The following is a 13,326-nucleotide window of genomic DNA, read 5'->3' as shown; positions in this document are numbered from 1 at the left end:
ACAAACATCTATCCGCCATAGGCATTTCTAAAAGCGGTGCACAAGACATCGCGATCCACCTTCCACAATGCCGCGAGCTCCTCGCTGACATCTTCATCCCACCAGTCGCACAGTAGTTTGCGATTACTATGGTTTTCCGCAATCCAGATAAGGTGTCCGACGACCTTGCGGCAGTATAGTTCTTCGCCCTGCTTGACCAGATCAGGAGCAATGTGAACAGGCAGACGTTTGCAGGTTCGATACAACTCTTTGGTACATGCGCGGCGGATACCACGAGCCGTGGGTAATCGGGATTGTGAATTGTCATGTTTGGGGAATTTGCCGGGAGGCATATTGTACCCCCTCCTCTCTCTCACAACTTATGCGGGCAGAGGATCCGGGGTCACTGACTTCCCTTTTTGGACGAAGTGGCGACTTGTTCTGCCGCTGTGATACACTAAATGAAAATAGAGAAACAGGCAGGGAGTGGGAAGAGAGATGGACCAAATATCTAGTATCATTAATTATTTGTTTGAGATCATTCGTAGTCTTGGGTATTTTGGTATTATGCTAGGCTTGATGGTGGAGGTCATTCCAAGTGAAATAGTCCTCGCTTATGGCGGTTTTTTAGTGTCCTCGGGTCATATTAATTTTTTTGGCGCAGTCGTGTTTGGAACGATTGGCGGGGTGCTGGCCCAGTTGTTCATTTACTGGATTGGACGCTATGGCGGCAGACCCGTTTTAGATAAGTATGGGAAATACATACTCATCAAAAAAAGTCATGTTGACCACGCTGAAGCCTGGTTCAATAAATATGGCACAGGGGTCATTTTTACAGCTCGCTTTATCCCTGTTGTTCGTCACGCGATCTCAATCCCTGCCGGGTTGGCTCGAATGAACGTATGGCGCTTTATTATTTTGACAACGCTGGCGATTATACCTTGGTCTGTTTTGTTTATATATTTAGGTATGCTGTTGGGAGACAAGTGGGAACAAATTGACGAAGTGGCAGCACCTTACATCAAACCGATTTTGCTGGTTGCTCTTGCGCTCTTGATCATTTATTTTGTTATCAAATGGATTGTAGCCAAAAACAAAAAAGGAAGTGTATAACATGAGCCGTACTAACGTATCGCAATATTTCGGAAAGGGCTTGAGTCCTGAACAATTTATGGAGGGCATGGAAAAGAACAAAGAAGCCTTCCGCTCTGGATACGATCAGTTTGTGTGGAGCAGCGAAGAGGATCGGGAGTTTTTTGAAAGCCTGAACCATCGTGATGATCTGCGTGTGCTTATATTGGCTGCCGACTGGTGTGGGGATGTAGTACGCAATGTGCCAGTTGTGTTCCGCGCGTTGGAGAATAGCGGGATTCCAACCGAAGTATTGATTCTGGAAAATCATCAGGCGCTGATGGACGACTTCCTGACAATGGGCGGACGTGCTGTGCCGATTGTGATTTTTGCGGATACGGGAGGTCATGTACTTGGCCACTGGGGACCACGCCCTGCACATGTTCAACAAATTATGATCGCATTCAAACGTGAAAATCCAGATCGGGAAGCCGATGATTATCAAGAAAAAATCGCAGTTGCTCGTAAAGAAATGGCTGGAAAATATGGGGAGGGAACCGAGGTCCATCCTGTAATTGTTCAGGAATTACGCGAGCTGATCTCGGGATTTTAACTTATGACATTATCTATTCGCAGTTTTAATCTCGGCCCGCTCCAGACGAATGCTTATTTGCTTCAAGGAGATGATCCGAAGCGCGCTGTTATTATTGATCCAGGGATGAATCCGGGTCCTTTGCTGAGAGCCATTGAGCCACTGACGATTGAAGCTATCCTGCTGACGCATGCCCATTTTGACCATATCGGAGGAGTAGAGGAGATTCGCAATGCCAAAGACTGCCCGGTTTATCTGCACGCCTTGGAGCAAGACTGGCTTACATCTCCTAAGCTGAATGGCTCCTTGATGTGGCCAGAGGCATCCCCTCCGATCTCGACGGAACCAGCCGAATATGACTTGGCAGAAGGTCAACAATTGAACCTGATCGGTCACACGTTCCGGGTTTTCCATACACCGGGCCATTCACCCGGAAGTGTCAGCTTTTTATGCGGCAAAGATCTTTTTTCCGGGGATGTGCTATTTCGTCAGGGCGTTGGACGCACGGATCTGGCGGGCGGCCGCGAACGGGATCTATACGATTCTATTCAGAACAAATTGTTTCCACTCGGAGATGACGTTACAGTCTATTCCGGTCACGGTCCCAAAACGTCCATCGGTTATGAGAAAGCTAACAATCCGTATATCCGGTAAATGTGATGAATGTTCAGTAGGGGCAAAATCAAAGGTGTGACAGGTTTTGCCCCATTTCGACAACAAATTATAAATTATGTATAGACAAAGGTTTTTATTTTTGTTAACATAAATTTATTGAAGTTACATACTAAACTCGCGAAGCACGCAAGCTGTGGATGAATCCCGGTTTGCGTTCTTTTTTTTGCCCATTAAGAGGATAAAGAGGCATGATGCCGTCAGATCACAAGGGGGAGCAAGAATGAAAAGAAAACATATATATGGGGTACAACGTGAGATTGGAGGTAGTTTCCGGGTTCCCAATATAATAGATATTGAAGATTCTGTGGCAGATTCCGAGCCGAAGATCATAACTTGGAAAAAGGTGAAACGACGGGGCGGAATCCCTACACAAAACTGGCATGTGAGGCTGAATGAACACAGGTTGGGACGTGGAGACGGTCGATTATGAAGATACATAGATGATATAGACAAGCTACTTTTTTTTTAGTAGACTTAGCAGATAAGTTCAGACAAACGGGGGGGCTAACGATGCATCATTTAGGAGCTAGAATTATGATCGTCGCGGATGCTTTTGAGCAGAATCTTCCTGTGGGCGAACATGGTTATATCATTGCTTACGACCGTAATGCGGACAATGCTTTTGACTATGTCATTCGCGTACCGAAGGTGAACCGCAATTTTTTTGTACCATCCGGAGACATCGAGCTGGAAGAGAGTATTCTCAAGCTGGAAGCCGAGCGGATTGAGCGTGAAGCGCTGATAGATTACGCCCTTGCTACCCATAATGAGCAACTGTTCATGCATGTGATGAACGGTGGTATTGATTCGGTAGAGACTGAGGAAGAAGAAACCGCGGCGGAGTTGTTGTCACAGGCTGATTTTATCAGACAAGTCAATTTGCGTGCTTGGATATAGAAGTCGGCTACGGTCGATTCTTTTTAAGAATATATAAAGGGCACAATCTCAGCTCCTATAGTTTTCACGAAAGAGCACCGAAAGGTGCTTTTTTTATATTCTTTTAGCAACATTTACCTCATCGAAGTGCAGTTTGCTTCTGTACCGCGTCAAAGATTGAATTGTAAAGGGTTCTATCCTATAATTAAAAACGTTATTTCAAAGTTCGGTGCAGCATTTTTTAATATCAGGATTTTGCAAAATTCGATTTCAGTCGCTTATTGGATTTTTTGCAAAATCCTCATATACATGAGGAGGGTTTTGTATGAACATTTCCACGGAAGATGTCCGTCACGTAGCCAAGCTGTCCAGGTTGAATCTGACCGCGGCTGAGGAAGAAACGATGACAGGACAATTAAACGCCATTCTCCATTATGCGGAGAAGCTGAATGAGCTGGATACGGAGCAGGTAAAGCCGACCACTCATGTGCTGCACGTCAGCAATGTCATGCGAGACGACGAAGTTCGCGAAAGTTTGACACATGAGCAAGTGATGCGCAATGCACCTGAAGAAGAAGACGGACAGTTTAAGGTTCCTGCTGTTCTGGAATAGATCTCATATTTGAAAGGAGGATGCAAATTGAGCTTGTTCAATAACACATTGCCCGAGATACATAACAAGCTGCATCAAAAGGAAATTTCCGTGAGTGATCTGGTAGGACACGCTCTGGAGACAATTGGTGCGCGGGAAGACAAGATCAGAGCTTATATTACCGTTGACGAGGAACAGGCCCGTGCATCCGCACGTCAGCTGGATGATCAACTGATTTCCGGAGAGGAAAGAGGGTTGTTGTTTGGCCTGCCAGTTGGCATTAAGGATAATATTGTGACAGAAGGGCTGCGTACAACATGTGGCAGTCAGTTTTTGAAAAATTTTGATCCCGTTTACGATGCCACAGTTGTTAGCAAGTTACGCGCAGCGCAAACCGTGACACTCGGTAAAATGAACATGGACGAATTCGCCATGGGCGGCTCTAACGAGAACTCCAGCTTTTTCCCTGCACGTAACCCTTGGGATTTAGAACGTGTTCCCGGTGGTTCCAGTGGCGGCTCGGCTGCGGCTGTTGCAGCGGGTGAGGCTTATTTCACGCTCGGCTCGGATACAGGGGGTTCCATTCGCCAGCCCGCTTCTTACTGCGGAGTAGTTGGCCTGAAACCAACCTATGGTCTAGTATCCCGCTTTGGACTGGTGGCTTTTGCCTCCTCTTTAGACCAAATTGGACCCATTACTAAAAATGTTCAGGATTCGGCCTATGTCCTACAAGCCATTGCAGGTTATGACCAGAAGGACTCCACTTCTGCAAAGGTAGACATTCCTGATTATTTGAACGCTTTAACCGGGGATGTAAAAGGACTACGTATCGCTGTGCCTAAAGAGTATCTTGGTGAGGGCGTCGATCCTCAGGTCAAGGAGAAGGTGCTGGATGCACTGAAAACGCTGGAAGGATTGGGCGCTGTATGGGAAGAGGTATCTCTTCCACACACGGAATATGCGGTTGCGACATACTACCTGCTGGCTTCATCCGAAGCGTCATCCAATCTGGCACGTTTTGACGGCGTGCGCTATGGTGTACGTTCTGACAATCCAGACAACCTGCTTGATCTATACCATCAGTCCCGTACGCAGGGTTTTGGTCCTGAGGTGAAGCGTCGGATTATGCTAGGTACCTATGCGCTCAGCTCTGGGTACTACGATGCTTATTATTTGAAAGCTCAAAAAGTGCGCACACTGATTAAACAGGATTTTGATCGTGTATTTGAACAATATGATGTGATTATCGGACCTACTGCACCGACAACTGCTTTCAAAATCGGCTCGCAAGTGGACGATCCATTAACAATGTATTTGAACGATATTTTGACGATTCCGGTGAGCTTGGCTGGTGTGCCAGCCATTAGCATTCCGTGTGGTCTAGCGGATGGAATGCCAGTCGGACTACAAATCATCGGAAAAGCCTTTGACGAGTCTTCCGTGCTACGCGTAGCTCATGCTTTTGAACAAAATACCGAATTTCACAAGCAGCGTCCGCAGCTGTAATTTGCCAAAAAGGAGGGAACCTATTCATGTCTACAACTACATCCAAGTATGAGACGGTCATCGGACTTGAAGTGCACGTGGAATTGCATACGAAGTCTAAAATATTCTGTGGATGCTCGACATCCTTCGGAGCACCACCCAACTCTCATACATGTCCGGTCTGTCTCGGTCATCCAGGGGTATTGCCGGTATTGAACCGTCAGGCCGTTGATTATGCGATGAAAGCAGCAATGGCGCTGAATTGCACCATTGCTGATGTGAGCAAGTTTGACCGCAAGAACTATTTTTACCCCGATTCACCTAAGGCCTACCAAATCTCACAATACGATCAACCCATTGGCGAAAATGGCTGGATTGATATTGAAGTGAATGGTGAGACAAAGCGTATCGGTATTACTCGACTGCATCTGGAAGAGGACGCAGGGAAATTAACACATGTTGATGGTGGCTACGCATCTTTGGTCGATTTTAATCGGGTCGGCACACCATTGGTCGAGATCGTTTCGGAACCGGAGATATCTTCGCCGGAAGAAGCCAAGGCCTATCTGGAAAAAATACGTGCCATTATGCAGTATTGTGACGTATCCGATGTGAAGATGGAGGAAGGATCACTTCGCTGCGACGCGAATATCAGTCTTCGTCCGCATGGACAAAAAGAGCTAGGAACTAAAGCGGAACTGAAAAACATGAACTCCTTCCGTGGCGTACAGCGCGGACTGGAATATGAGCAGTTCAGGCAGGAGCAGACGCTGGACGAAGGCGGAACAATTGTACAGGAGACACGTCGTTGGGATGAAGCACAAGGTAAAACTTTATCCATGCGTGGTAAAGAACAGGCCCATGACTATCGTTATTTCCCAGACCCGGATCTCGTTACTCTTCATATAGACGAGGAATGGAAAGAGCGCATCCGTGCTTCGATTCCTGAATTGCCTGACCAGCGTAAAGCACGCTACACTTCCGAATATGGATTACCTGAGTATGATGCCCAGGTGATTACGTCCTCCAAGCCATTGGCCGATTTGTTCGAGGATAGCCTTCAATTCACCAAGGATGCCAAAGCAGTATCCAACTGGATTATGGGGGATCTACTCGGTTATTTGAACAGTGCCGGTGTTGAACTGTCGCAGGTTAAATTGACCGGTCGGGGCTTGGGTGAAATGATCGGACTGCTGGAGAAGGGAACGATCAATAGCAAAATCGCTAAAACGGTCTTCAAGGAAATGCTGGAAAGTGATAAACTGCCACAGCAAATTGTCGAAGAAAAAGGGCTTGTACAAATCAGTGATGAGGGTGCGATTCTTACAATTGTCGAACAAGTTGTAGCAGCTAACCCGCAATCGGTCGAGGATTACAAAGCTGGCAAGCAAAAGGCCATCGGCTTCCTAGTCGGTCAAGTGATGAAGGAGAGCAAGGGGAAGGCAAACCCTGGCCTTGCTAATAAGTTGCTGACGGAAGTGCTGAACCGCTAATGGCATAGATTTGACAGGGGCTTGTCTTTTAGGGACAGGCCCCTTTTGCATAGCCGCTAAGAATGGTTGGCGCGAACAAGCTTTAGAACCTGATGGCATTTTATGAGTTTCCTTAGGAGGGAAAACAGCATGGTTACCCTATGTTCATTGGAAGATGATGATATCGTCAGTCAGATATGGCGTCTACAGCATGTTGCCTATAGGCTGGAAGCTGAGCTGATTGGGTTTGATGAAATTCCTCCACTGATGGATACATTGGATACGCTGAGAAGCTGTGGAGAGTCTTTTTATGGGTGGCTGGAGGACGGTGAATTGCTAGGAGCACTGGCTGTGCAGTCCGAATCGCCCGATTCGCTTACCCTTACACGTATGATGGTTCACCCAGATCATTTTCGTAAAGGCATTGCAGATTCTTTAATGAAGCATGTTTTGAATGAATATCAAAATATCCCGTTGTTTATCGTCTCTACAGGAACTCTAAATACTCCTGCGGTGGCGTTATATCGAAAACATGGCTTTCGTCCCGTATCTGCGGCTGAGGTCGCTCCAGGCGTGGAATTAACTACCTACCATCTGCATAAGGTGGAATAGCATTGAGGTATCAAATTGACATTAAAAATGCACATAAGCCCACAAACCGCGCACCCGGAGTGGGAAGCACGACATAACCGGGAGGAGAGACTCGAATGAATAATCCGTGGATTATAGACGATTCACATATCATTTTACGGCTTTTACTGTCCATGCTTCTCGGTGGATTCATTGGGTTTGAACGCGAGCGTTCCAATCACGCAGCTGGTTTGAGGACTCATATTATGGTCAGCCTTGGTTCGACGCTGATTATGCTACTCTCCATTTACGGCTTTGCCGATTTTATTAAAGAAGCTAATGTACGCATAGATCCCGCTCGTTTGGCTACCGCTGTGATCACTGGCGTAGGCTTTTTGGGTGCAGGAACGATTATGTTCACAGGTAAATCCATTACCGGACTAACGACTGCGGCTTCCATTTGGGTCGTGGCTGCTATTGGCCTTGGGGTTGGAGCAGGGTTTTATTTCCCATCTATAGCGGCGACAGTGCTCGTATTTTTAAATTTATGGGTGTTTAACAAAGTTGAACTTCGGTATATGCGTGGACGCAAGCGCCATCTTATTACATTGTACGGATTGGCCTCTCACGGATTGCTGGATCAGATTTCGACTTATTTAGAGCAAGAAAAAGTGGAAATACGTAAAATAATGATTAAAGAACATGAAAATGTCCCATTTCACGAATTACATCCAGATCGGCAGAGTATGGAGGTTTCCCTAGAGGTGCTGGCCCGTCATGATTTTAATCCTGTACGTATTGCAGCAGATTTACGACAATGGGAAGATATAGCTGCAGTCTCTGTTGAGTAATAGGGTACCTTTTTTTAACAGTTACTCTTAACTCTGATTGGGGTACTATGTAAGCATTGAAATGTTTTTCAGCGGAACCACGTATGGGATTCAAAGGGGAGGATGGCATGAACTCGGAACAACCGTTACCGTCTGGAGAGGCTGGACAGCTACAAGCATCGGAACAGCTGGAACAACCCAGACAGGGGAAGCGTCTAAAATACGCTAAATTTCGCAAAGTGATTGCCATTATCATGGCGGCATTGTTACCCGGACTGGGACATCTTTTTTTAGGACTGTTTATCAGGGGGCTTAGTTTTATTGTATTGCTCCTGCTAGATATTTTTGCGATGCTGTATGTTTCCTCTGACGGCTTAAGGATCAACATTCCATTACTTATTTTGCTTGGATTGTTCATACCTGTTTTATATTTTTATAATGTATATGATGTCTTACAGTCTGCAGATTATATGGTTCGCTATCGACGTAAGCCTGATCGTTATGTACGAATGGATGCTAGAGGCCAGCAAAGTAGTCCTTTTTATGCGTGGGAGAGAGGCTTTGCTTTTGCTGTGCTGATGGTGGCAGGCGGTGGGCTTATGATTTTGTTTCGCATGAAACCTCGCTGGTTGAGCAATTTCTTTGAGGATTATGGATTCCTTACGCTGGCTATTTTATTAATGATGATCGGTTTATTCCTTTTTCTAAGGGAAGCCTTTCTGACCTTTAAGCGTAAAAAGTTGAAAGAAAGAGGGTGAAGCTGGCGTGCACCGTAAAATAAGAGTCGGGCGCTACACCTCTTCGCTTCTGTTGATGGCTGTAGGCATTTTGCTTATTGTAGATGTGTTTCAAAATACTGAATATATGCTTCAACTCCTCGTTTGGTGGCCCGTAATCTTCGTGCTTTGGGGACTGGAGTATCTAATTTTTTTTGCTGTGTACTTTCGGAAAGAAGGCAAGTCTGACAATGGAAGGCGATTCAGACCTGACCTAAAGGGGATTCTGTCCGCTTTGGTAGTGGCAGCCTCGGTTTTTATCGTGACCCAGCAAAATCATTATATGTATCTGTGGAATCGGGTCAGTCTCAATCTGACGTCAGCCTCTATGGATTTTAGCCAGGCTAAAGAGAATCGGTATGATATGGGTGGTGTGCTGGTACCTGTAACTATGCAGACGTCCGATTTAATAGTTGATTCGGTTAATGGTGATGTAACACTGATCAGACGACCTGTGTCCAATATAGAGGTACGAGGGACTCTATGGGTGGATCAAGCGCCTGCTGCCGAAGCGGACAAGATTGCTCAAGCTTCTTCACTGACTTCTACCGACGGCAAGACTATCCAGATTCGTCCGGAGGCACAGTCATACGGAGCATCAAGCAAACGTCAGCCCCGTGTGAACATGCTGATCACCGTGCCTGAGGACCGACGGTTCAATATGCAGATTAGAACCTCCAACGGGAATATTACCTTGAATGGAGTTGATGCTATTGACAGCATTAGACTCGAGAGCGGTAATGGAAATCTCATCGTTAATGACGCTATCGGCAATGTCAAGGGAGGCACGCTGAACGGTCAGGTTAAATTGCATCGGATTTCTGGAGATGTGGATGTGCGCACGAACCGAGGCGACATGCAGGCAGGCGATATTGAGGGAGCTGTCACACTACATACCATGGTAGGTGACATTCAGCTTGCTCGTTCGGAAGGAGATATCACTGTTGATACTCAGAATGGGGACATGAATGTGTTGAATTCTACAGCCAAGCTGAATGCTAATTCGCTTAATGGCTCTATCAAAGTGCATAGCGAACAGGTGAGCGGAGATTGGAAAATATACAGTGCTGTCGGTGATATCGTATTGGATCTTCCGTCGAATGGAGATTTTCAGTTAGAGGGTTCAAGCAGTTATGGTAATCTTCAATCCGATTTTCCATTTAAAATAGACAGTAAAAGTATTTCAGGCCAAAACGGGACAGGCAAGTATGCGATCAACGTGGAGGGCAACAGTAATTTAACCATTAAAAAGTTACTGATGCCGTCGTTACCCGACTTGGAAGATTCCGGGGGTACGACTGCGCCCGATACATCTGAAATCTCTCCGGCTGAACCTAGAGCTCCCGAGACAGATACCTCTATAGGAGCATCCGGCGACAATACGGCGCGTTGACAAGAAACTTGAGTAGACCGTACAATGTGAGTAGGTTTAGAAGTAAGTTGTAAATAGATGCGTGGTAATTGATAGGATCGTAAGTAAGGGATAAGGCGGTGGACATATATGGCAGCACGCGTCCAGCATGCTTTGGAACTTCTAAAGAAGACAGGTGTACGCATAACACCCCAGCGTCATGCCATATTAAACTATTTGATGGAAACCATGGGGCATCCGACTGCAGATGAAATATATCGAGCGCTTGAGTCCAAGTTTCCAAGTATGAGTGTGGCTACGGTTTATAATAACTTAAAGATGTTTATAGAAGCGGGTATGGTACATGAGTTGACCTATGGAGATAACGCCAGTCGTTATGATGCCAATATTTCGGAGCACTATCACATCATTTGCGAAAAATGCGGAAAAATTGAAGATTTCAGTTATCCCTATTTGGCTGATGTGGAACGTCATGCTGCGTTGGAAACAGGCTTCGAAGTGCATGGACATCGTATGGAGTTACACGGAGTATGCAAAACTTGTAGTAACAAACAAACGTAACGAAACAAGGAATAGAGTTTTTTTGTGCGGTATGTATATATTGTAATGGATTGGAAACGTGAGCAATTCTCCGTAAGCGGGGATTTACCGCGTTTTTTTGTTTAAATCACTTTACTTTTGTTTCAAGTAATCTGTTGAGGTTACAAAATACGGAATTCAAAGTTCATACAATGGAGGTTCAATATTGGCCAGAAATCATTCCAGACGCCGCCGTAAACGTTCACGATTCAAAGGAGCGGCAAGCCTGCTATTATTTGCAGCGATTATATGCGCAATTACTGTCGTATGGTTTGGTAATCCCCTTCATGAGAAACCCGATTGGCAGGGCAGTGTCCGTCCTATTTTTATGCAGGGCAAGTTGACTGGGTATGAAGCTCAAAGCTCCGGCAAGAACATGCTGATGCCGCTTAAATTGGTGCAAAGTCAAATTGATCCTTCGGTTCGCTATGAGGATGACAGCCAAACCGTCATTATGGCGACGAGACAAAGCTTGCTCTATATGAAGGTTTCGAAGGCACAAGGGGAATTGAATGGTAAAACATATGCGCTGAGCGCAGCCCCCCAGGTGATCAGTGGAGAGGTATATATCCCGATAGAGGCTGTACGTGAAGTATACGGCGTTTCTATACACGAAGACTCTGTAACGGGTGCCGTTATCTTGATGAAGGCCGGCGAGAAGGTCAGGCTGGGTAATGTAGAAAAGAAGGATGGGCAACAGGATGCTAGAATTGCCTTACGTAAAGAAGCCTCTAGCCTATCTTTTATTTTGACAGATGTACCTCAGCGGACGAAAGTACGTATCTGGTCCCAACAGGGTGATTGGTATTTTGTGCAGTTAGACAATGGCTATGCAGGATACATTAAATCAGACCATATCGCTGAAGGAGAAGAGCTTGTGATTCCTTCGGTTAAGGACGATTTGTCCATATCGGAGAAGCATTGGGAGGGTAGACCAGTGAATCTCGCTTGGGAAGCCGTCTATAATCGCAAGCCCGATCCTTCCAAGTTTGATCCTATGCCTGGAGTAAATGTGGTGAGCCCTACGTGGTTCAGTGTCGTCGATCATGAGGGCACTGTAGAAAGCAAAGCGGATCCTTCTTATGTCAGCTGGGCACATCGCAAGGGTATGGAGGTTTGGGGGTTGTTGAGCAACAGTTTTAATCCCGAACTAACAACAGAAGCTTTGTCTACCTTTGAACGTCGAAAGTCGATTGTAGATCAGATGATTTCACTTGCTCAACAAAATGATCTGGACGGTATTAATATCGACTTTGAAAATGTTCATACAAAGGATGGCCCCAATGTCACCCAATTTTTGCGTGAACTTAAACCGATGGCTCGGGAACATGATTTGATACTGTCCATTGATGTTACGCCTAAATCTCAAAGTGAGATGTGGTCTGTTTTTTTGGATCGAAAAGCATTGGGGACTATAACAGATTATCTCATGGTAATGGCGTATGATGAGCATTGGGCGGCTAGTCCAAAAGCTGGTTCCGTCGCCTCGTTACCATGGACGGAAGCGTCAATTAAGCGAATTATTCGGGAAGATGAAGTGCCGTCTCAAAAAGTGGTTTTAGGTATTCCATTATATACTCGCGTGTGGTCCGAGACTCCCAAAGAAGGGAAGATTAAGGTCACCTCCAAATCACTTGGTATGGAGTCAGCAGCCAATATCATAGCCCAATTTAAGTTGAAGCCCAAGTTTAGAGCTTCCGAAGGCCAGAATTATGTCGAGTATACAGAAGACGGCGTAGTCAAAAAGATTTGGCTGGAGGATCAGGTATCTCTGAAGGCAAGAGTAGAACTTGCCAAATCGCTGAAGCTCGGAGGAATTGGTGTGTGGAATCGAAGCTTTGCAGATAAAGACGCTTGGATAACACTGAAAAAAATAAGTGAATAAGATAAAAAAATTACAATTGAAGAAGGAAGTTTCTTATTTATGTAGAAATGATCACATGTATCCAAATATCCAATTTGCGGTCATAGCCGCCTTGCAGGTATGGAGGGAGAAGTGCAGCTAACCAAATTAAACCTGATATATGATGAATTGTTGCAGGAGGATTCGATAGGTATTATTTCGTACAGAAAACCGGGAGAGTATTTTCACGGTTCAATGTTGTATGACTTTGATGAACTTATTCTAATTATTGGAGAAGGCACCAAGCCAGTCCGTTCTATTCAACACTTATTTATGAATGGTTTAAGATGCCAAGTGTTGTACGCAACGCTCAGTTGTCTGAAGGAATGGATTATCGCTGGTGAACAAGCCAACATTATAGATTATGTGCTAGAAGGGCGTATTGTCTGGGAAAGGGATGACAGGGTTCGTTTTTTAAGACAGGAAATTGTTGATTTTAACGATCCACTGCGGGAGCAGAAGCGATTTCATGAGTTCTCCCGCTTTCTGGTCAATTACGTTCATGGTAAAAGAGCGGTGCGAGAAGGGCGGATCATTGACGCTTATCAAAGTGT

General features: G+C 45.6%; 16 protein-coding genes (1 of these 16 only partly in view). 15 read left to right on the top strand and 1 reads right to left on the bottom strand.

Annotated features, from left to right (window positions below; all coding sequences use genetic code 11):
* Positions 1–8: 8 nt before the first annotated feature.
* Positions 9–332 carry a hypothetical protein gene (locus ACYCS5_RS09960; protein WP_029517184.1) on the bottom strand — a complete coding sequence of 108 codons (324 nt, stop codon included), beginning with the start codon at positions 330–332 and terminating at the stop codon, positions 9–11.
* Between the two features lie 145 nt (positions 333–477).
* On the opposite strand from ACYCS5_RS09960, the gene uptA reads away from it, so the two are divergent.
* The 15 genes from uptA to ACYCS5_RS09885 all read left to right on the top strand — a co-directional run.
* Positions 478–1,092 carry an undecaprenyl phosphate transporter UptA gene (uptA, locus tag ACYCS5_RS09955; protein ID WP_029517185.1) on the top strand — a complete coding sequence of 205 codons (615 nt, stop codon included), beginning with the start codon at positions 478–480 and terminating at the stop codon, positions 1,090–1,092.
* Between the two features lies 1 nt (position 1,093).
* Positions 1,094–1,663 carry a thioredoxin family protein gene (locus ACYCS5_RS09950; RefSeq protein WP_029517186.1) on the top strand — a complete coding sequence of 190 codons (570 nt, stop codon included), beginning with the start codon at positions 1,094–1,096 and terminating at the stop codon, positions 1,661–1,663.
* Between the two features lie 3 nt (positions 1,664–1,666).
* On the top strand, positions 1,667–2,296 hold the full coding sequence (locus ACYCS5_RS09945; protein ID WP_069012005.1) for an MBL fold metallo-hydrolase: 630 nt from the start codon (positions 1,667–1,669) through the stop codon (positions 2,294–2,296).
* 241 nt (positions 2,297–2,537) lie between these two features.
* The gene (locus tag ACYCS5_RS09940) at positions 2,538–2,747 is read left to right on the top strand and encodes a hypothetical protein (protein WP_069012007.1); all 210 of its coding nucleotides are present in this window, start codon (positions 2,538–2,540) and stop codon (positions 2,745–2,747) included.
* 80 nt (positions 2,748–2,827) lie between these two features.
* On the top strand, positions 2,828–3,214 hold the full coding sequence (locus ACYCS5_RS09935; protein WP_025675434.1) for a hypothetical protein: 387 nt from the start codon (positions 2,828–2,830) through the stop codon (positions 3,212–3,214).
* A 304-nt stretch (positions 3,215–3,518) separates the two neighbouring features.
* Positions 3,519–3,806, top strand: a complete 288-nt coding sequence (gene gatC / locus ACYCS5_RS09930) for an Asp-tRNA(Asn)/Glu-tRNA(Gln) amidotransferase subunit GatC (RefSeq protein WP_013311910.1) — start codon at positions 3,519–3,521, stop codon at positions 3,804–3,806.
* Between the two features lie 27 nt (positions 3,807–3,833).
* A complete protein-coding gene (gene gatA, locus ACYCS5_RS09925) occupies positions 3,834–5,291 on the top strand; it encodes an Asp-tRNA(Asn)/Glu-tRNA(Gln) amidotransferase subunit GatA (protein ID WP_023990257.1) in 1,458 nt (485 codons plus the stop codon).
* 26 nt (positions 5,292–5,317) lie between these two features.
* Positions 5,318–6,763, top strand: coding sequence for an Asp-tRNA(Asn)/Glu-tRNA(Gln) amidotransferase subunit GatB (gene gatB, locus ACYCS5_RS09920; protein WP_013311908.1), 1,446 nt, complete (start codon positions 5,318–5,320; stop codon positions 6,761–6,763).
* Positions 6,764–6,892: 129 nt separating this feature from the next.
* On the top strand, positions 6,893–7,354 hold the full coding sequence (locus ACYCS5_RS09915; protein ID WP_029517189.1) for a GNAT family N-acetyltransferase: 462 nt from the start codon (positions 6,893–6,895) through the stop codon (positions 7,352–7,354).
* 95 nt (positions 7,355–7,449) lie between these two features.
* Positions 7,450–8,163, top strand: a complete 714-nt coding sequence (locus tag ACYCS5_RS09910) for an MgtC/SapB family protein (protein ID WP_029517190.1) — start codon at positions 7,450–7,452, stop codon at positions 8,161–8,163.
* Between the two features lie 83 nt (positions 8,164–8,246).
* Positions 8,247–8,900: a hypothetical protein gene (locus tag ACYCS5_RS09905; protein ID WP_029517191.1), complete on the top strand. Its 654-nt coding sequence runs from the start codon at positions 8,247–8,249 to the stop codon at positions 8,898–8,900.
* A gap of 7 nt (positions 8,901–8,907) precedes the next feature.
* The gene (locus tag ACYCS5_RS09900) at positions 8,908–10,311 is read left to right on the top strand and encodes a DUF4097 family beta strand repeat-containing protein (RefSeq protein ID WP_029517192.1); all 1,404 of its coding nucleotides are present in this window, start codon (positions 8,908–8,910) and stop codon (positions 10,309–10,311) included.
* 108 nt (positions 10,312–10,419) lie between these two features.
* Complete coding sequence (locus tag ACYCS5_RS09895) at positions 10,420–10,851, top strand: Fur family transcriptional regulator (RefSeq protein WP_029517193.1); 432 nt, start codon at positions 10,420–10,422, stop codon at positions 10,849–10,851.
* A gap of 184 nt (positions 10,852–11,035) precedes the next feature.
* The gene (locus ACYCS5_RS09890; protein WP_069012010.1) at positions 11,036–12,754 is read left to right on the top strand and encodes a glycosyl hydrolase family 18 protein; all 1,719 of its coding nucleotides are present in this window, start codon (positions 11,036–11,038) and stop codon (positions 12,752–12,754) included.
* A gap of 111 nt (positions 12,755–12,865) precedes the next feature.
* Positions 12,866–13,326 carry the 5' portion of a nucleotidyltransferase-like protein gene (locus tag ACYCS5_RS09885; RefSeq protein ID WP_029517195.1) on the top strand. Its footprint extends 418 nt past the window's final position, so the window shows 461 of its 879 coding nt (coding positions 1–461); the start codon lies at positions 12,866–12,868; the stop codon falls past the right edge of the window.

The organism is Paenibacillus sp. SEL3, from assembly GCF_054602585.1.
This window is presented reverse-complemented; position numbering and strand designations above follow the sequence as displayed.

What these genes read in the sequence shown, in the direction of transcription:
- ACYCS5_RS09960 (WP_029517184.1), bottom strand. Translation starts at nt 332, where the DNA reads ATGCCTCCCGGCAAATTCCCCAAACATGACAATTCACAATCCCGATTA.
- uptA (WP_029517185.1), top strand. Translation starts at nt 478, where the DNA reads ATGGACCAAATATCTAGTATCATTAATTATTTGTTTGAGATCATTCGT.
- ACYCS5_RS09950 (WP_029517186.1), top strand. Translation starts at nt 1,094, where the DNA reads ATGAGCCGTACTAACGTATCGCAATATTTCGGAAAGGGCTTGAGTCCT.
- ACYCS5_RS09945 (WP_069012005.1), top strand. Translation starts at nt 1,667, where the DNA reads ATGACATTATCTATTCGCAGTTTTAATCTCGGCCCGCTCCAGACGAAT.
- ACYCS5_RS09940 (WP_069012007.1), top strand. Translation starts at nt 2,538, where the DNA reads ATGAAAAGAAAACATATATATGGGGTACAACGTGAGATTGGAGGTAGT.
- ACYCS5_RS09935 (WP_025675434.1), top strand. Translation starts at nt 2,828, where the DNA reads ATGCATCATTTAGGAGCTAGAATTATGATCGTCGCGGATGCTTTTGAG.
- gatC (WP_013311910.1), top strand. Translation starts at nt 3,519, where the DNA reads ATGAACATTTCCACGGAAGATGTCCGTCACGTAGCCAAGCTGTCCAGG.
- gatB (WP_013311908.1), top strand. Translation starts at nt 5,318, where the DNA reads ATGTCTACAACTACATCCAAGTATGAGACGGTCATCGGACTTGAAGTG.
- ACYCS5_RS09915 (WP_029517189.1), top strand. Translation starts at nt 6,893, where the DNA reads ATGGTTACCCTATGTTCATTGGAAGATGATGATATCGTCAGTCAGATA.
- ACYCS5_RS09910 (WP_029517190.1), top strand. Translation starts at nt 7,450, where the DNA reads ATGAATAATCCGTGGATTATAGACGATTCACATATCATTTTACGGCTT.
- ACYCS5_RS09905 (WP_029517191.1), top strand. Translation starts at nt 8,247, where the DNA reads ATGGGATTCAAAGGGGAGGATGGCATGAACTCGGAACAACCGTTACCG.
- ACYCS5_RS09895 (WP_029517193.1), top strand. Translation starts at nt 10,420, where the DNA reads ATGGCAGCACGCGTCCAGCATGCTTTGGAACTTCTAAAGAAGACAGGT.